At 66.4% G+C, this 18,631-nt stretch carries 15 protein-coding genes; 4 read left to right on the top strand and 11 right to left on the bottom strand.

Annotation, left to right across the window (positions count from 1 at the left end; translation table 11 throughout):
* Positions 1-111: 111 nt before the first annotated feature.
* On the top strand, positions 112-4,017 hold the full coding sequence (locus MOM01_RS17000) for a Pls/PosA family non-ribosomal peptide synthetase (RefSeq protein ID WP_241386614.1): 3,906 nt from the start codon (positions 112-114) through the stop codon (positions 4,015-4,017).
* On the top strand, positions 3,984-5,363 hold the full coding sequence (locus MOM01_RS16995; protein WP_241386613.1) for a M1 family metallopeptidase: 1,380 nt from the start codon (positions 3,984-3,986) through the stop codon (positions 5,361-5,363). The genes MOM01_RS17000 and MOM01_RS16995 overlap by 34 nt, the downstream gene beginning before the upstream one ends.
* 12 nt (positions 5,364-5,375) lie before the next feature.
* On the opposite strand, the gene MOM01_RS16990 is transcribed toward MOM01_RS16995, so the two are convergent.
* From MOM01_RS16990 to MOM01_RS16945, 10 genes are all read right to left on the bottom strand, one after another.
* A complete protein-coding gene (locus MOM01_RS16990) occupies positions 5,376-5,963 on the bottom strand; it encodes a hypothetical protein (protein ID WP_241386612.1) in 588 nt (195 codons plus the stop codon).
* A 45-nt stretch (positions 5,964-6,008) separates the two neighbouring features.
* Positions 6,009-7,271 (bottom strand): MlaD family protein, encoded by a 1,263-nt coding sequence (locus tag MOM01_RS16985; protein ID WP_241386611.1) that lies wholly within the window; start codon positions 7,269-7,271, stop codon positions 6,009-6,011.
* Positions 7,268-8,356 (bottom strand): MlaD family protein, encoded by a 1,089-nt coding sequence (locus MOM01_RS16980; protein ID WP_241386610.1) that lies wholly within the window; start codon positions 8,354-8,356, stop codon positions 7,268-7,270. Before MOM01_RS16980 ends, MOM01_RS16985 begins: the two co-directional genes overlap by 4 nt.
* Before the next feature lie 29 nt (positions 8,357-8,385).
* Entirely contained in the window at positions 8,386-9,492 is a 1,107-nt protein-coding gene (locus MOM01_RS16975; RefSeq protein ID WP_241386609.1) for an MCE family protein, read from the bottom strand.
* On the bottom strand, positions 9,489-10,499 hold the full coding sequence (locus MOM01_RS16970; protein WP_241386608.1) for an MCE family protein: 1,011 nt from the start codon (positions 10,497-10,499) through the stop codon (positions 9,489-9,491). Before MOM01_RS16970 ends, MOM01_RS16975 begins: the two co-directional genes overlap by 4 nt.
* 55 nt (positions 10,500-10,554) lie before the next feature.
* Positions 10,555-11,592, bottom strand: coding sequence for an MCE family protein (locus MOM01_RS16965; RefSeq protein WP_241386607.1), 1,038 nt, complete (start codon positions 11,590-11,592; stop codon positions 10,555-10,557).
* The gene (locus MOM01_RS16960; RefSeq protein WP_241386606.1) at positions 11,589-12,890 is read right to left on the bottom strand and encodes an MlaD family protein; all 1,302 of its coding nucleotides are present in this window, start codon (positions 12,888-12,890) and stop codon (positions 11,589-11,591) included. The genes MOM01_RS16965 and MOM01_RS16960 overlap by 4 nt, the downstream gene beginning before the upstream one ends.
* Positions 12,891-12,892: 2 nt before the next feature.
* On the bottom strand, positions 12,893-13,747 hold the full coding sequence (locus MOM01_RS16955; RefSeq protein WP_241386605.1) for an MlaE family ABC transporter permease: 855 nt from the start codon (positions 13,745-13,747) through the stop codon (positions 12,893-12,895).
* 1 nt (position 13,748) lies between these two features.
* Positions 13,749-14,582 carry an MlaE family ABC transporter permease gene (locus tag MOM01_RS16950; protein ID WP_241386604.1) on the bottom strand — a complete coding sequence of 278 codons (834 nt, stop codon included), beginning with the start codon at positions 14,580-14,582 and terminating at the stop codon, positions 13,749-13,751.
* Positions 14,583-14,977: 395 nt separating this feature from the next.
* Positions 14,978-15,607, bottom strand: coding sequence for a TetR/AcrR family transcriptional regulator (locus tag MOM01_RS16945; RefSeq protein WP_241386603.1), 630 nt, complete (start codon positions 15,605-15,607; stop codon positions 14,978-14,980).
* A gap of 243 nt (positions 15,608-15,850) precedes the next feature.
* Here MOM01_RS16945 and MOM01_RS16940 point away from each other — a divergent pair, with 243 nt between their 5' ends.
* Complete coding sequence (locus MOM01_RS16940; protein WP_241386602.1) at positions 15,851-17,146, top strand: cytochrome P450; 1,296 nt, start codon at positions 15,851-15,853, stop codon at positions 17,144-17,146.
* Positions 17,136-17,906 carry an SDR family NAD(P)-dependent oxidoreductase gene (locus tag MOM01_RS16935; protein WP_241386601.1) on the top strand — a complete coding sequence of 257 codons (771 nt, stop codon included), beginning with the start codon at positions 17,136-17,138 and terminating at the stop codon, positions 17,904-17,906. Before MOM01_RS16940 ends, MOM01_RS16935 begins: the two co-directional genes overlap by 11 nt.
* A 60-nt stretch (positions 17,907-17,966) precedes the next feature.
* On the opposite strand, the gene MOM01_RS16930 is transcribed toward MOM01_RS16935, so the two are convergent.
* Positions 17,967-18,521: a putative immunity protein gene (locus MOM01_RS16930; RefSeq protein ID WP_241386600.1), complete on the bottom strand. Its 555-nt coding sequence runs from the start codon at positions 18,519-18,521 to the stop codon at positions 17,967-17,969.
* Between the last annotated feature and the right edge of the window lie 110 nt (positions 18,522-18,631).

Here is an 18,631-nt window from a genome sequence, read left to right as displayed (position 1 = left end):
ATCGAGACGTGTCAACCCGTGACCCCCGTCGCTCCGGCGTCGAACGTTCACCCGGCGTCCACCTGGACGTGAGATAACCGGGAGACACATCGAGCAGAAGGACCCGCGGACTTGTCAGCCATATCCCCGACCGCTGTCGGCCGCTCGCCCATCCCGGACGAGTTCCTCCGCGCATCGCACGCACCGGCCCCCCGGACCCTCGTCGACGTGCTGCGCAGCACCGCCGAAACCCACCCGGACGCTTCTGCCCTCGACGACGGCACGACCGTCGTCGAGTACGCGGAACTCGTCGAGAAGGTGATCGCCGGTGCATACGCACTGAACGACGCCGGTGTGGGGGCGGGCGACCGGGTCGGGGTACACATGACCTCGGGGCGCGCCGAACTGTATGTGACGATTCTCTCGATTCTCGCGGCCGGAGCCGCATACGTCCCCGTCGATGCCGACGATCCGGACGACCGTGCAGAACTCGTCTTCTCGGAAGCACAGGTCACCGCGATCGTGACCGACGACGGCATCGGCCCCGGAGCGGCTGCACCGTCCGGTAGCCCGGTCGTGCGGGGTCCGCGTCTCGACGACGATGCGTGGATCATCTTCACCTCCGGGTCCACCGGGACACCCAAGGGTGTCGCGGTCAGCCACCACAACGCGGCGGCCTTCGTCGACGCCGAGGCACGCCTGTTCTGCCGGGACTCCCCGCTCGGGCCGGGTGACCGCGTCCTGGCCGGTCTGTCGGTGGCGTTCGACGCGTCGTGCGAGGAGATGTGGCTCGCGTGGCGACACGGCGCGTGCCTGGTTCCGGCACCACGAGCGCTCGTCCGCTCCGGCATGGATCTCGGCCCGTGGCTCGTCTCCCGCGACATCAACGTCGTCTCGACCGTGCCGACGCTCGCGGCGATGTGGCCGGCCGAAGCTCTCGAAGCGGTCCGGCTGCTCATCTTCGGCGGGGAGGCCTGTCCGCCCGATCTCGTCGAACGTCTCGCAGTACCGGGACGCGAGGTGTGGAACACCTACGGCCCCACCGAGGCCACGGTCGTGGCGTGCGCGTCGCTCATGGACGGCGCCGGCCCCGTCCGCATCGGCCTTCCTCTCGACGGCTGGGATCTCGCCGTCGTGGACGCCGAGGGCACGCCTGTCGCGGAAGGTGCGACCGGCGAACTCGTCATCGGCGGTGTCGGCCTCGCGCGCTATCTCGACCCCGCGAAGGACGCCGAGAAGTACGCTCCCATGCCCTCACTCGGCTGGGAACGCGCCTACCGCAGCGGCGATCTCGTCACCCTCGACCGCCAGGGCCTGCTGTTCCAGGGCCGCGCCGACGATCAGGTCAAGATCGGCGGCCGGCGCATCGAACTCGGCGAGGTCGACAATGCACTGCAGAACCTCCCCGGCGTGGCCGGGGGCGCGTGTGCGGTGCGCAAGACGGGTGCCGGGCATTCGGTCCTCGTGGGCTACATCGCCTCCACCGACCCGGACTTCGACGTCGCATCCGCCCATGATCTGTTGTCCGAACAACTCCCCGCAGCCCTCGTGCCGCGACTCGCGCTCGTCGACGAACTGCCCACCCGCACCTCCGGCAAGGTCGACCGCAACGCGCTGCCGTGGCCGCTGCCGGGCGCCGATGCCGATTCGGTGGAGGCGCTCGGTTTCGACCCCACCGCCGAATGGGTCGCGGGACTGTGGACCGACATCCTCGGTGCGCGCATCGACGGGCTCGACGACGACTTCTTCGAACTCGGCGGCGGCTCGCTCGCGGCAGCCCAACTCGTCACGGCACTGCGGAGCAGGTATCCGGAGATGACGGTCGCCGACCTGTACGACCACCCCCGGCTCGGCTCACTCGCGGTCTATCTCGACGAACTGGCGCCGACGGAGGCCGCGGCACCGCGAGAGGTCGCCCCCGTGCCCCGGCTCGCCCAGTTCGCCCAGATCGCGGCGACCGTCGTCCTCACCACCCTGACCGGCCTGCAGTGGGTGACCTGGCTGGCGATCCTCAACAACGTCATCGCCCTCGTCGTCGACGTGCCGTGGACCGTCACGCTGTCGTGGTGGTGGGTCGCGGCGGGTGCGCTGCTCTTCCTCACCCCCGTCGGCCGCATGGCCGTCTCCGTGGCCGGCTCACGCCTGCTGCTGCGCGGTCTGAGACCGGGAAGCCATCCACGCGGGGGCAGCGTCCACCTCCGATTGTGGACGGCACTGCGCCTGTCCGAGGCCGTCGGCGCGACGAACATCTCCAGCGCGCCGTGGATGCGGCAGTACGCGCGGGCGCTGGGAGCGAAGGTCGGACGTGACGTCGACCTGCACAGTCTCCCGCCCGTCACCGGTCTCCTCGAACTGGGCGACGGATGTTCCGTCGAGCCGGAAGTGGATCTCGGCGGTTACTGGGTGGACGGGGATCTCGTCCACATCGGGAGTATCCGGATCGGTGCCGGCGCCACCGTGGGGGCGCGGTCGTTCCTCGCACCGGGTGCGCGCATCGGCAAGAACGCAGAGGTGGAAGCCGGATCCGCGGTGTTCGGCCGGGTGAAAGCGGGCCAGAGCTGGGCCGGCTCTCCCGCACGCAAGACAGGTAAGGCCGAGCGATCGTGGCCGGAGCGGACCCCGCCGCGCGGCAAACGGTGGGTGCCGGTCTACGCGCTGTCCTCGCTCCTCCTCGGCGGCCTGCCGATCGTGTCCATCGCGGCCGGTGTCGCTCTGCTGGTGTGGTGGGTGCACGACACCGCGACCGTCTCCGACGCCGTGCTCCGTTCGCTTGCGATGCTGCCCGTCGCGGCTCTGCTCACGATGTTCGTGTTCGCCCTGCTCACCCTGATCTCCGTCCGGATGCTGTCCGTCCGGATGACGGAGGGCTGGCATCCGGTGCGCAGCCGCGTGGGCTGGCAGGTCTGGTGCACCGAACGGCTGATGGATTCGTCGCGCACCTTCCTCTTCCCGCTCTACGCGTCGATGCTCACGCCCATCTGGCTGCGACTGCTCGGCGCCGACATAGGCAAGGACGTCGAGGCGTCGACGGTGCTCATGGTGCCGAAGTTCACGAAGGTCGCCGACGGGGCGTTCCTCGCCGACGACACGATGGTCGCCTCGTACGAACTCGGCGGCGGGTGGCTGTACATCTCGCACGCCAAGGTGGGAAAGCGCGCATTCCTCGGCAACTCCGGTATGGCGGCACCGGGCCGGCGCGTACCGAAGCACGGCCTCGTCGCGGTGCTCTCCGCCGCACCGCAGAAGGCGAAATCCGGATCGTCGTGGCTGGGTAGCCCTCCGGTTCGCCTGCGACGCGCGAGCGGGGGCAGCGACGCGAGTCGCACCTTCGAACCCCCGCTGAAACTGAAGGTCGCACGCGGCGCCGTCGAGACCTTCCGCCTCGTACCCATGATCGTCACCTACGGCATCGGACTCGGAGTGCTGTTCGCGCTGAACACACTCGCCGTGCACCGGGGATATCTCGCTGCAGCACTGCTCGGCGGCGTCGTCCTCATGATCGCGGGAGCAGTGGCGTGCCTGGTGACCGTCGCGGCCAAATGGCTCGTGGTGGGACGGATCGGACGCGTCGAACACCCACTGTGGAGTTCGTTCGTGTGGCGAAACGAGGTCTCGGACACCTTCGTCGAAACGGTGGCTGCGCCGTGGTTCTCCCGGGCCGCCTCCGGGACTGTCGTGATGAACCTCTGGCTGCGGGCGCTGGGATCGAAGATCGGCCGTGGCGTGTGGTGCGAGAGTTACTGGCTGCCCGAGGCCGACCTGGTGTCACTGGGCGACGGCGCCACGGTCGAACGCGGTTGTGTTGTACAGACCCACCTGTTCCATGATCGGATCATGTCCATGGACACCGTGACTCTCGGCGACGGCGCCACGCTCGGACCCCAATGCGTCGCGCTACCCGCCTCGGGCATCGGCGACGGCGCCACGGTCGGACCGGCCTCGCTGGTGATGCGCGGGGACGTCGTTCCGCCGTCCACCCGCTGGCAGGGCAACCCCATCGCACCGTGGACCACGCCGAACGACTGGTCCCCGCGGTGAAGCCCATCAAGGCAGCCAGGCCCGTCGCGCCCGTCGCCGCCGACCGGCCCCTCGACCCCTATCTGCCCGAGAGCGGAAACCGCGGGTACCGCGTGTCGCGCTACGAGCTCGAGCTGACCTACAAGGTCGTGTCCAACCGGCTGGACGGCCGGGCGAAGATCATCGCCACGACGACGGACGTGCGCGCGAAGTACTCCCTCGACCTCGCGCAGTCGATGCGGGTGTCGAAGGTGACGGTCAACGGACGCCGCCCCGCGAAATTCACCCACCGCGACGGCAAGCTCACCATCACTCTCGCCGAGGAGCTCCCCGCAGGTGCGGTACTCGTCTTCGGCGTTCAGTACTCGGGCACACCCGACCCGCTGCGGACCATGTGGGGAGAGGTCGGCTGGGAAGAACTCGACGAGGGCTCGCTCGTCGCGAGTCAACCCAACGGTGCGCCGACCTGGTTCCCGTGCGACGACCATCCCGGCTCGAAGGCCACCTATCGCATCTCCGTCACCACCGACGCCCCGTTCGTGGCGGTCGCGAACGGAACTCTGGTCCACAAGACCACGAAGTCCAGTCGCACCACCTGGGTCTACGAGCAACCCGAGCCCATGGCGACCTACCTGGCGACCGTGCAGACCGGCCACTACGAGGTGCGCACGCTCGCATCGGACCCGGTGCCGCAGTACGGAATCCATCCACCTCGCCTACGCGCCTCGTTCGATCGCGATTTCGCTCGCCAGACCGGGATGCTCGAGCTCTTCACCCGCTTGTTCGGTCCCTATCCGTTCGCGCACTACACCGCGCTCGTGACCGACGACGACCTCGAGATCCCCATCGAGGCACAGGGCATGTCGATCTTCGGCGCCAACTTCTGCGACGGCACAGGACGCGAGGAGCGGCTCGTCGCGCACGAGCTGGCACACCAGTGGTTCGGCAACAGTCTCACCCTCTACCGCTGGTGCGACATCTGGCTCCACGAAGGCTTCGCCTGCTACGCCGAATGGCTGTGGTCGGAGAACTCCGGCGGCAGGTCCGCGCACGCACACGCTCTCGATGCGCACCGGGGGCTGGCCCGCAAACCCCAGGACATCCTCCTCGAAGACCCCGGACCGGAGGACATGTTCGACGACCGCATCTACAAGCGCGGAGCGCTCACACTGCACGCGCTCCGGTTGCGTCTCGGCGACGACTCCTTCTTCTCCCTGCTGCGGACGTGGACCGCCGAGCATCGGCACGGCAATGTGACGACCACGCAGTTCAAGGATCTCGCAGCACGATTCTCGGATTCCTCCCTGCGTCCGCTGTGGGACGCGTGGCTGAGCACGAAAGCGCTTCCGCCCGCGCCGGCCGCGTGAACGGGAACGCGCTCAGGGCAGGTCGACCTGGGACGCGAGCCACCGGCCGTCGACCAGTTCCATCGTCATCACCACCCGGCTGCGATCGAGTCGAGGTTCGGGAACGAGGGTGTTCGTGACGCTCTGGTCCACGAACAGCAGTACTTCGACCTTCGTCGTGGTCGCGGACTTGATGCCCGATTCCACGACGATGCCCTCGGCCCGTGCCTGGTTGTCGATCAGCAGCTGCTCGAGTTGTTCGCTCGACTCCGCGTACATCTGCTCGAATTCGCCGGTGGCCCCGTCGAGCACCGCAGCGAAATCCGCATCGAGGTTCGCGGAGTCCACCGACGTCAACGTCACCGCGAACTGTTCCGCAGCCTCCGACGCCGCTCGCGCGGCATCCTCCGTCGCACGTGCGCTCCGCAACTGAGTGGCCAGTACCGCGAGGGCGGCCAGCGCGGACAGCGTCACGAGCACGAGAAGCACGACCGGAAGGTGCGCGAACCACCTTCTTCCCGAACGCTTGTCATCCCCGCCATGCCCTGTCCCGAGGACGGTCCCGTCCGTACCGTCGGCCGTGCCGGTCTCCCCCGTGACGGTCGCGCTGTCGGTGCTCATATCGGTTCTCCTGGTTCGGTTCTGAACGAATGGTGGCGGTCCGGGTCAGTTCGGCACTTTCGGACCGCCGTAGTCGAGCGGAATGCTGTGCGGCCCTATCGGGGCCGGGTCGGACGTGCGCAGGGGATCGACGCCGGGAGGAATGTTCGCCGCACCCTCCTCCCCGGGTGGCCGAGGCGCGTTGCGGGCGCCGCGGACGAGCGTCGAGGGGTCGGGATCGGTGCAGTAGGTGTACAGGAACGGTTCCGGATGATCCGCGAGCGTCGGTGCTCGTCGCGGCAAGTCGTAGTCACACGAGTTCCGCGGATAGATGTTCACGAGGGCCCAGACACCTCCGTCCCGGAAAGCGGTCATGAGCGCTTCGAGCGTCGACCCGTTCCGTTCGTTCGGGAAGAAGAACTCGTGCAAGGCCGGTACGCGCACATGCGCCATCTGCGCCACCGTCGTCAGATTTCCCAGCAGTTGCACCATCGTCGGGGAGTTCTCCGCGAGGAGGTCGTCGACGGCGCGCATCGTCGCGGGGGCGCGCTCGACGAAGGTGCGGAAACCTCCGTCCATCGCTTCGATTCCGCCCAGCAGGGCCGACATCTCCCCCGACATCCTCTGCAGTCCGGGGGCGGCGTCCGCGAGGGTGCGGAGCACGATCTTGCCGGAACGCAGCAGGGACACCGTCTGGGGCAGCACCTCGTCGAGCGTGGAGATCAGAAAGGAACCCCCCTCGACGATGTCGGTGAGCTTGCGTGGTCCCTCGGGTCCGACACCGAGTTCCTCCACGACGACCCGGAGGGCTTCGGGATCGATCTGTGCGAGCATGCCGTCGAGATCGTGCATGAGAGCCGACAAGGGAACGGGCGTCGACGTGTCGTCGGACGAGATCTCGGCACCGTCCTGCAGATAGGGGCCTTCATCGTTGCCGGGACGCAGGTCGAGATACTGTTCACCTGCGAGCGACAATCCTGCCACGCGAACCTCCCCACCGGCAGGAATCGATACGCCCGAGTCGATCTCGGCGACCGCGACCACTCCGCGCTCGGTCGGTTCGACGGACGCGACCGTGCCCACCGCGACCCCCCGCAGCGTGACGTCACGACCCGGGAGCAGGCCCCCGGATTCCTCGAAATGCACACGGATACGGAAGGTTCCGGATGCCGGATGCGCCTCGAACACACCGAACACCAGGTAGGCGAAACCCAGGGCGAAGATGGCCGCGAGCGCGACGACCGACAATCCCAGCCGGCGGGCGTAGCCGTACCGCACTCCCGTGACGATTCCACCCGCGACGAGTTCGACAGCTCCGCCCGGGTTCACCGGCCTTCCCCGTCCAATCGCTTCTGCAGTCGCATCAACGTGTACGTCAGGGTTCCCACGAACGCCTGCCGATCGGTCTCGTCGGGCAATCGGCTCCCGGGGTCACCGGAATGCCCCGGGGACGGGAGCGCGCCGAGCACCAGCTGCTCGAGATCGGCGTCGACATTCGCGGATGTGCTGTTCGTGACCCGCATGATGGGTGCGAGCAGACGGTTGACCGCGTCCAGGTCGGCCTCCGCGTGGGTGGCCGCGGCGTTCAGCTGCTCGGCGATCCGATCGAGGTCCGCGAGTGTGCTGCGGGTGTCCGTGCCCTGCACCGAGGGGAATCGCCCGACCTGCCGGCCGATCCGGTCGACCTGCGCGACGACATCGAGTATCCGGGAGGTGTCCGCGGCCACGACGTCGAGCGCCGGACGGGCCGCCAGCATCACCTCGTCGATCGTCTCCCGCCGCTCCGTGAGAGTCGCGATCAGCCCGTCGGTGCGGATCATGGACTCCTCGATCTCGGCGGAACGTGCGGTGATCAGACCCGCGAGCCTGGTCGACTCGTCGACCAGCGCCGCGAGCCGATCGCCGCGGCCCCCTACGGCCTCCCCCACTCCGTCGACGATCTTCGTGAGGTTCCGGAATACGCCTCCGTTGACGAGAACCGACGCGGTGGACAGCACTTCTTCGATGGTCGCCGCTGCTGCGGTCGCCGGCAGCGGGATCGTGTCCCCCGGTGCGAGAACCGCTCCGTCCGCCGTGCCGGACGGTGGTTGCAGCGATACGAAGACGTCACCCAGTGGGGTGGCGGATCTCAGTTCGGCGGTGGTGCCCGCCGGAACGGCGACATCGTCGGCGATGCGCATGGTCACGATCGCGGAGTATTCCTCGACCCGCATGGACGCGACCTCACCGACGTCCGCACCCGCGAGTTTCACCTTCGCTTTCGTCGGCAGATTGAGTGCGTTCTCGAAAGCAGCATGGAGCAGATAGGACTCGCCACCGACGCCCGGTTCGGGAAGGGGCAATCTCTCGAGACCCACGGAACAGGCGGTGGTGCCGAGAACTGCCGCTGCGATCGTCGCGACCGTGATTCGCATCCGTGGTCTCCGGTCGGTGCGTACACGTGTCATCCCGGCAACCCCGCAATTCCTTCGAGCATCGACGCGATACCGAATCCCGGACCGAAGTCCTTCAGATTGCCGGAAGTGCACCCGAGATCACGGATCTCGAGTGCAGCACACACCTGCGAGACGAGATGCCCGTCGAAGAAGACCTTCTCGAGTTGTGCATGCACGCGAGCGGCACCGTGCTGCTGATCGATCGCGTTGTAGGCGTTGGCCAGAAGCAGTGGCGACAGATCGAGGAATTCGGCGACCTCGTTGCGGTAGTCGACGATCGCGCGCGTGACCGACTCCGCGTGGGTCACGGCCGAGTTCACCGCGCCGCGATCGGCGACGAGCAGCTGCTCGGCCTGCCCCAGGATCTCGTTGAGTTTGCTCCCGGTGTCGCCGGTGCCGATCCGTGTCTCGGCCAGTACAGCACTGATCCTCCCGGTGGCCTCCCCGAACTCGCGGATCTCCGCATCGTTGGCTGCCGCGATGTCGGTCAGGACGGAGAGATTGTCGATGATGGTGGTGATCTCGTTCTCGGTCATCGCGCCGTTCTCCGCGCTCATGCGCAGTGCGTCCGACACGCGACCGAGAGCGGCTCTGATGCCGACACCGTTTCCCGCCGTCATCCCCGCGCCGACATCGAGCAGCCGTGCGACCGGTCCGTCGCCGGCTCCGTCACCTTCGAGTTCGAGAGCGAGGCTGTCGGCCATGGCGAGCAGGCGGTCGAATTCGACAGGGGTACGGGTGCGGTCCGGGCCGATGACGGTCCCGTCCGTGAGGGTCGGTCCGCCCCGGTAGACCGGGGTGAGTTCCACGTGCCGGTCGGTGAGCACCGACGTCGACACTGCGACCGCGTGCACGTCCGCCGGGACATCGATGTCTGCGTCGATCTCCAACGTGACGGCGACGTGGGTACCGTGCGGAACGATCTCCGATACTCGTCCCACAGGTATCCCGAGGACCGACACCTCGTTGCCCTCGTACAGACCGGCAGCATTGTCGAACCGCGCGGTGACGGTCACGGACCGGTCGGATGTCAGGACCCGGTCGAGAACGAAGGAGACCGCCAGCCCGACGATCGCGAGCAGCACGATCCCTTTCACCAGCCACTTCGTGGTCATCGGCACTCCCCGAGGTAGTCGCGCAGGGTCGCCTCGTCCGTGTGCCCCACCAGAGCGCACATCCACGAGTCGATCATCGGCCCGGCCGGGGCGGTGAAGTCGACCTCGTTGCCCGTGCCCGACGCATTGGTGAAATTCCGGATCGGTACCGGCAGAACCTGAAGGATGTTGCGCAGGAGCGCATCGTTGTTCGCCAGGGTCGTCAGGAACTCGTCCAGGTCGGTGATCATCGCGTCGATATGGCTTCGGTCCTCCACGACGACCGAATGCAGGGCGTCCACGAGGTGCGTGGTCGAGTCCGACAGACGCTGCACGAGGTCGCGACGGCTCTCGAGATCCGCGAGCATGGCGTGGCCGTCTCGGACCAGCACACCGAGGCTGTCCTGCTGAGCGCGCACGATGCCCGTGATCGATGCGGTGGCCTCGAGGATCGATCCGATCTGCCGACGCCGATCGGCGAGGGTCCCGGCGAGGCTCTCGATGTTCTGCAGCACCTGAGGGAGGACTTCGGGCATCCCCTCGAGCTCGCCCGCGAGGACGTTCATCGTCTCGCCGAGTTGCTCGGCGTCGACCTGTTCGAAGGTGGTGGTTGCATCCGCGAGCAGGTCCTGCAGGTCGTAGGGAACGACGGTATTCGAGAGAGGAATCCGATTGCCGTTCAGAGGTTCCGGGCCCGCAGGCCGTAGTTCGACATATCGGGATCCGAGCAGTGTGGTGAGCTTGATCGACGCCACGCTGTCGGAGCCGAGTTCGATCCCCCTGTCGATCTCCATCGCCACCACGACGTGATCACCGGCGAGACGTGCCCCTTCGACCGTCCCCACCTGCACGCCTGCAATCGTCACGGCATCTCCCGCACTGATCCGCGCAGCCTGGGCGAACTCGGCTTCGTACCGCACGGACGAGAATCCGATGCGGGAGACGACCACGGTGGCCACCAGCGCGAGTGCGATCACCGACACTGCAACGATCCCGATCGCCAGGGGGTTGCGTTCCTCGAGAGTCACGCTCCGCTTCGAAGGACGTCCCCGACTCGACGTTCCACGTTCGGTTTTCACGGCCTCACCTGCAGACCGGGGAGTGAGTGATCCGCCCCTCGGGGGTGACCTGGGAGACCAGGGAAGGAATGATCGTACCGACCTCCGGAACGAGGGTGACATTGAAATTGCACAGGTAGGTGTTCAGATAACTGCCCTCCTGACTGACGCGCGCCAGACCCTTGAGAAGTCCCGGAAGGTTCGCCCCGAAGTACGCGAAACTGTCCTTGTTGTCGAGGAAGTGCCTGGTGAATCCTGGTTGCCGGATTATCATCTCGTGCAGATCGGGCCTGACGCGCCCGCTGATCTCCGCAATTCTGCCGACCGTCGCAGCGACGGAATCGAGCGAGTCGATCGTCTCGTCTCTCCGCGCCGACAGTTCGGAGAAGATCGCGCGGGCACTGCTCAGCACGGCGTCGACGTCCTCGCTCTGCGTCCCGAGATCTCCGATGACCGCATCCAGGTTGACGATGATGTCACCGAGGATCCGGTCGGGTTCGGCGAGCGATTCCGCCAGGCGTGATGTTTCGGCGACGAGCACGGTCACCGCACCACCGTCGCCCTGCAGTGCGGCGACGATCGCGCCGGTGATCCGATCGACCTGTTCGGGATCGAGCACGCTGAACAACGGTTCGAACCCGTTGAGCAGCACGGAGATGTCGAACGACGGATCGGTCCGTTCGAGCGGGATCTCCCAGTGCGGTGGGACCGGATTCCCGGAGCCGTCCTCACCGCGTGAGAGTCCCAGATACCGCTGTCCGATGATGTTCTGATAGGTGATCGCGGCCTCGGTGTCGTCGTAGATCGTCTGTCCCGCCTCGATGCGGAAGGCGACCTTCGCGACCGTCCCGTCGAGCTCGATCCCGTCGATGCGCCCCACCCGTACGCCCGCCATCCGGACGTCGTCGCCGACCCGCAGGCCCGATACGTCACTGAATACGGCACTGTAGACGGCCGTGTTCCCGTGCACGTCGCGTTGGAGCGTGACGACCACCGGCCATGTCGCCGCGAGGGAGATCAACAGGAAGAGAGTGAAGCCGATCAATGGCCTGCGATAGCTCATCCCGGGCCCCTCTCCTCGTCCGGGAGGACCGAGATCAGCGCTCCGCGCGCGACCGGCCCGAGCAGCATTTCCGCAGCCGCCGACGCGTCACCGCCGAGAAGTGCCCCGAGCAGCTTCTTCTCCTCCTCGCTACCGATCGAGCCGACATTGCCTCCGGACGGCGCGTTGCCGAGAACGTGCCCTCCGGTGTCCAGGGATGCGACGGGCGGCGCCCCGGTCTCGGGTGCCGTCTCACAGCTCGGGCCCGCCAGAGCTCCGTACCGGGGGCAGTCGGCGCGCGTGTACATCCGGTGCGGGGTGAACTGGAAGATGAACTTGCCCATCCCGCGTGGCGCACCGTGGGGCCAGAAACTCTCGAACCACTTGTCGGAGATGCGACGCATCCGGGTGGTGATACGCGGGAACTCCTCTGACCCGTCTGCCACGACGCCCAGCACAGGTGTCAGAGCGGTGGTCACTCCGATGACCTGCTCGGTGTGTCTCTCGAAACCGCTCGCCACGAGATCGAGCGTGCCGGCGCTCGATGCCAGGAACGTTCCGAGTTCGGCGTGCTTCTCCGCCACGGTTCGCATGGGCACCACCGCGTGGTTCACCGCGTCGAGCAGATCCGGTGCGGATTCCTGGAGCCCCCGCACGGCATCGGACAGGGCGACCAGCGTCGACGGACTGCCATCGGGTGTGAGGACCGCTCCGATCTCGCGCACCATGCGGTCGAGTTTCTCGCCGGCCGAGACGATATCGGCGCCGCGCCGATCGGTCGCTTCGGCGACGGTCGCGAGGATCCCGAGTGTGTGCCGGGTGTCGACGCGGGCTGTCGCTGCCGTGATGTTCCGGAGTTTCGTCAGTGCCGTCTGCAACTGGACGGTCGCCAGGCTCGTGTCCTGCGGGATCGACGTACCTGCCGCCAACGGTGGTGCCGCGCCGTTGTCGACGAGTTGCACGGACGATACCGCGAAGACATTGCTCGGCACGACACGCGCGGTGACGGTGCGCGGAATCGAGTGGGCGTGTTCGGGTTTCAGAGACAGTTCCGCCACCAGTGAGGACGAGTTCGCGCGTACGACCTCCCGCACCTCACCGACCAGCACACCCCGGAACTTCACGTCCGAACGCGGAGGCAGTCCGTCGCCGATCTCCGAGAGCACGGCCTCCACCTCGACCGTCCGGGTGAATCTGCCGTCGGCCTTCGCCACGACCACAACCACCCCGAGGACGGCGAGAAGCAACGCCACCGCACCGGCGACGAACAATCGCGCGGGCGTCGACCGTCCGATATCGCTCTCGAGCAGGATGGACATGTCTAGCCACCCAGCCTTGCACCCGAGCCGATACCCCACAGGGCCACGGTCAGGAGGAGGTTGACCACGATCATCGCGGAGATGCTCGCCCGCATGGCCCGGCCGGCAGCCGTCCCCACGCCCTGTGGCCCCCCGGCGGCGTAGAAGCCGTAATAACACTGGATCGTGGTGGTGATGACGACGAACACCACCGTCTTGAGCAACGAGTAACCGATATCCGTGGCATCGAGCACCAGCGAGAAATAGTGACCGTACGTGCCGGCCGACACTCCCCCGGTTAATCCGATCACCGATTGCACGGCAACGTAGTTCACTGTGAGACAGACGAGATACAGGGGCACCACGGCCACGACCGAGGCGAGCAGACGTGTCGTGACGAGATACGGGATCGAGCGGATCGCCAGCGACTCCATGGCATCGATCTCTTCCGAGATGCGCATCGCGCCGAGCTGGGCGGTGAAGCGACATCCGGCCTGCGCTGCGAAGGCGAGCGAGGCCATGATGGGGGCGAGCTCGCGGGTCGTAGCGGTCGAGGACACCATTCCCGTCGCGGGTTCCAAACCGAGGAGATGGAGTGCGTTGTATCCCTCGATGGCGACGATCGCTCCTGCGGATGCACCCAGGACGATGATCACCCCGGCCGTACCTCCCCCGACGACGAGAGAACCGTTGCCCCACGTGACGTCGGAGAGGATGCGCAGGAACTCCTTCCTGTAATGCCGCAGTGTCGTGGGTATCGCAGCGACTGCACGCAGGAAGAAGACGACGATGTGCCCGAGCCGCTGGATCGACCGGGTCTGTGCCGACGCGAGGGCGACGAGTGGCCGGACGCCGGGCGGGAAGTACCGGGAGGCCATGTCAGAATCCCGTCCGCGGGAACAGCAGCACATAGAGCTGGGTGAAGGCGACGTTGACGATCATGAGCAGCAGGATCGAGGCGACGACGGTCGCGTTGACCGAGTTCGCGACCCCGGCCGGCCCCCCGCGTGTCGACAAACCCTTCTGACAGGCGACGACGGCGACGATCGCACCGAAGACCGCCGCTTTGATCATGGTCAGTACGAAATCGCCGATCGTTGCGAACGAAGCGAAGGTCGTCACGAAACTTCCTGGAGTGCCGTTCATTACGAAGGTGTTGAAGACGTAACCGGACAGGAATCCGACGAAGCAGACCAGACCGGTGAGAGCGAGACCGACCACGATCGCGGCTACCAGGCGGGGCACCACGAGGCGTCGGACCACCGACAGGCCCATCACCTCCATCGCGTCGATCTCGTCACGGATCTTGCGGGACCCGAGATCGGCACACACCGCCGAACCGGCCGCAGACGCCATCAGGAGAGCGGCCACCATCGGCGCGCCCTGTTTGACGACCGCGAGCCCACTGGCCGCGCCGGCCAGGGAGGTGGCCCCGACCTGTCCGGCGAGGAGACCGAACTGGATCGACAAGGTGACTCCGATCGGGATCGCCACGAACATCGTGGGCAAAGCGGAGGCCGACGCCATGAATGCCGCCTGCCGCACGAATTCCGCGAACGGGAACCGTAGGGTGACGATGTCGACGATCAGGTACCGAAAGACGCGGATTGCGAGAACGCATTGGCCCCCGACGGTTTCGAGCGCCGCAACGGGATGCCGCCGAATGTACCCACGTGCCCATCGGCCGATCTCGTCGGTGGCCGGCGCCCCCACGGCGGATCACCGAGCCGATCCGGAGAATGCGTCCGCCCGCCGGGAACTGCGCTGCGTCGAACCCGAAACCGTATGTGCCACGGGCGCTCCCCTTCAGGAGTGAACGAGTACGTGAATGTCACCGGAAGATCGAACGGTGACGAGAATCAGTGAGATCGGCTGCCTTCACACGGTTTCCGAGAAATTTCCGGAATCCCACCGATCGCACGTCACCGTCGGCACGACGGCAGATCGGACCGATACCACCTCGCGCGTCACGAAATGTCGTCTCGGCCACCCGCGGGCGATCGGGCACCGAAGTCGGGCAGTCCGCCCGAGCCAAAAGTAGAATACAATTCTCTTAGTTGCAATACATGATTTCGGACAACTTCGGTCCGGTCACCCTCCGGAAGCGGTCACGGCAGGCGGTCCGGCCGCGCGACGTTTCCGGCCTCGCGAGGATCGACGTCACCCTCGAGCACCGACAGACACCACTCCACCAGCTCGAACGTCTCGGCATGACCTGCTGTGAGCCCGAGCGCCTCCTCCATCACCACGACACGGGAGATGCTGGTCATGAGTACCGACAGCACCACAGGAGGAAGCCGGGTCATGTCGTATCCGGATCGCGCGAGCGCTGCACGCGCGGCGTCGCGCTGACCGATCCGGAAGAGTTCCGAGTAGCGGGCGATCTCGGAACGAAGAGCGGCCCGGTGGCGCGCCAGGGCGATGAACTCCATCGTCACGGCCACAGCAGCAGGATCGGTGCTGAACTCCCACAGTGCGCGTAGCGGCCTGTCGGACTTCGTCATGTCCGCCTGGATTGCCAGGCCCTCTTCGGCGCGGCGCCGGAACATCTCGAGGAACAGTTCGTCCATGGTTCGGAAGTAGTAGTGCACGAGCTGCGGTTTGAGACCGGCGCGTTCTGCGATACGCCTCGAAGTGACAGCGGCGTAACCTCGTTCGAGCATCAGCCGCTCGGCTGCGTCGAGCAGGACCGTCCTGTTCTTTGCATCGGGTGCTCCGATCCGTCGCGACGACGCCATCTCCACCTCCGTTGTAGCCGGCACAGCGCGACCCCGCGTCGCAGGCGACCCGCCGGCCGCGGAGCACCGATCGATCATCATGCTAACCGGACCCCGCAATGTGTCCTTGACCACATTCGGCGGTCCGTGCTATCCATGTAGCCAGCACTGCTAGGCAGGCGCTCAGCATCGGGCGAGGCTGGCGTTCTCATCGGAAACACCGAAGCTGCGTACCTCGTGTGCGCACGACGTCAGGAGCCCCGAGTGAACGACTTCGACTCGAAGGACTTCTTCACGGATCCTTCCTTCATCCCGGATCCGCATCCCTACTTCGATCACCTTCGCTCGCAATGCCCGGTACGGTTCACGGATCCCCGTGGCGTAGTGGCAGTGACGGGCTTCGAAGAATGTCTCGCCGTACTTCGAGACACGTCGACCTACTCGAGCATCAACGCCGCCACAGGTCCGTTTCCCGGTATGCCGTTCGAACCCGAGGGCGACGACATCAGCGAGCAGATCGAGCGTCATCGCCCCGAGATTCCACTGAACGAGCATCTCGTGACGATGGATCCACCCCAGCACACGCGAGTCCGCCGGCTCCTCGGTGGACTGTTCACTCCTCGGCGACTGGCCGAGAACGAGGACTTCATGTGGCGACTGGCGGACCGATTGATCGATACCTTCCACGAGTCCGGGAAGGTGGAACTGCTGCACGGGTACGCACAACCGTTCGCGCTGCTCACCATCGCCGATCTTCTCGGCGTTCCGGAAGACGACCATGCCGCCTTCATCGCACACCTGTCCACGCAGACACCCGGTGCAATGGCCGAAGACGGAGCACTCGGAACCAACCCGCTGGAGTTCCTGGATTCGAAGTTCTCGGCGTACATCGACGACCGGCGTCGGACGCCGCGGAAGGACGTCCTCTCGATCCTCGCCGAATCGGCCTATGCAGACGGCGGTACTCCCGATGTGGTCGATCTCGTCCGGCTCGCAACCTTTCTGTTCGGCGCCGGGCAGGACACCACGGCGCGCCTGATCACTGCAGCCTTCCGTCTGATCGCCGAGAACCCCGATCTGCAGAAACAGCTTCGTGAAGACCGCAGCCTGATACCCCAATTCGTGGAGGAAGCCCTGCGCCTGGAGGGGCCCGTCAAGAGCGATTTCCGTCTGACCAGGAAGAAGACCAGCCTCGCAGGTGTGGAGATCCCTGCAGGTACCACCATCATGATCTCGCTCCCGGCCGGCAACCGAGATCCTCGCCGGTTCACCGATCCACACGAATTCCTGCTCGACAGAGAGAATTCGCGCGAACACATCGCCTTCGGCCGCGGTGTCCACTCGTGCCCCGGAGGTCCGCTCGCCAGAGTGGAAGCTCGGGTCACCGTCGCGCGACTTCTGGATCGGCTCGGTGACATCCGGATCTCCGAGGAGAAGCACGGCCCTGCCGACGACCGTCACTTCGCCTACGAACCGACGTACATCCTCCGCGGGCTCACCGAGATCCATCTCGAGTTCACTCCCCTCGCGGTCGCGGAAGGAAGCACCCATGCCCACTGACAGCGATTCGACTGCGGCGGGACGGGTGGCTGTCGTCACGGGTGCCGGATCGGGAATCGGCCGAGCAATCGCCGGAGAACTCGCCGGAGGTCGCCATCCCGTCGCTCTGCTCGATCGCAACGGTGAGGCGGCCCGGGCAGCGGCAGACGAATTGGCAGCCGAGGGCGCTCGGGTTGTGGCGCTCGAAGTCGACGTCGCAGATCGGGGGAACGTCGATTCGGCGGTCGAGAAGGTGCGCGCCGAACTCGGATCCGTCTCGATCGTCGTCACCAGTGCCGGCATTCAGGAGAGCGCCCCGTTCGGCGAGATCACTGCGGATTCATGGCGACGGATACTCGACGTGAACCTCACAGGTACGTTCCACACGATCCAGTCGGTTCTCCCCGATCTCGTCGAGGCAGGATGGGGGCGCATCGTGACGATCTCCTCGTCGAGCGCACAGTCGGGTGCACCGGACCGAGCACACTACGTCGCGTCGAAGGGCGGAGTCATCGCTCTGACGAAGGCCCTGGCGTTCGAGTTGTCCCCGAAAGGAATCACGGCCAATACGATTCCTCCGTCGATCATCGATACCCCGATGGCGCGAGCCGAGGAACAACCTGGGCAGATGATCGATCTGGAGGTGCTGGCCACCATGACTCCGGTGCGCCGGACCGGAACACCCCACGACGTGGCCGCGGCCGCCGCGTTCCTGTGTACGGACGATGCAGGCTTCATCACCGGACAGGCCATCGGAGTGAACGGTGGGTGGTATCTGTAGGTCGCGCCTACCGAGCTGCGATCCGGTGGGACCTTCCGGCACCGTTCGACGACCCCCCTGCTACCGCTCACGCAGGGAAGCATCCAGAGCGCTCATCAGTTGGCCCACGCGACTTTTCGAGATCGGCGCACGCGGATACCTCGACAGGACGGCAACCAGTAGGGGCGACGCTCGGCACCGGGCCTGCTCGACAGCCGCCATTCCGGCTGCCTCGTCGCCTCCTGCGTGGAGTTCGGCTATACGCGCGGCGCCGGCGGCAGCACGCAGGATGTGGCCGACCTGGGTGGCCTTCGCGATCGGATGCAGGTAGCCAGCCGCAGCGGCATCCCCTGCACACCGTGCCGCAAGTGCGGCCGGCTCGGAGGGCGCTTCCTTCGCTGCCCGATGTGCGTCCAGCGCGGTGACGCGTTGCAGTCTCGTCCGCCTCTCCCCACCTGCGAAGTCCCATGCAGCATCGAGAGCTGCCCGCGGACGCAGGTCCGCGGGAACCGCCTGCTCGAAGACGGGGAGCACCGCCTGCGCGCTCTCCGCCGCGTAGCGCGTGACCTCTCGCAATTCGTCCATGGTGAGTTCGACATCACCGAAGGCATTTTCTGCCGACTCGACCCGTCCCATGTCCGGAGGCTATGCCACCGGATACCCCCATACGAGAAAAGGGGACCCGCACAAGCGGGTCCCCTCCTCAATGCCGAAGACCCCCAACAAGGTTGGGGGTCTTCGGTAAC

It is taken from the genome of Rhodococcus sp. CH91, from assembly GCF_022554085.1.
Classification (GTDB): domain Bacteria; phylum Actinomycetota; class Actinomycetes; order Mycobacteriales; family Mycobacteriaceae; genus Rhodococcus.
The sequence above is the reverse complement of the archived record's forward strand: the minus strand, read 5'-3'. Positions and strand labels throughout refer to the sequence as shown.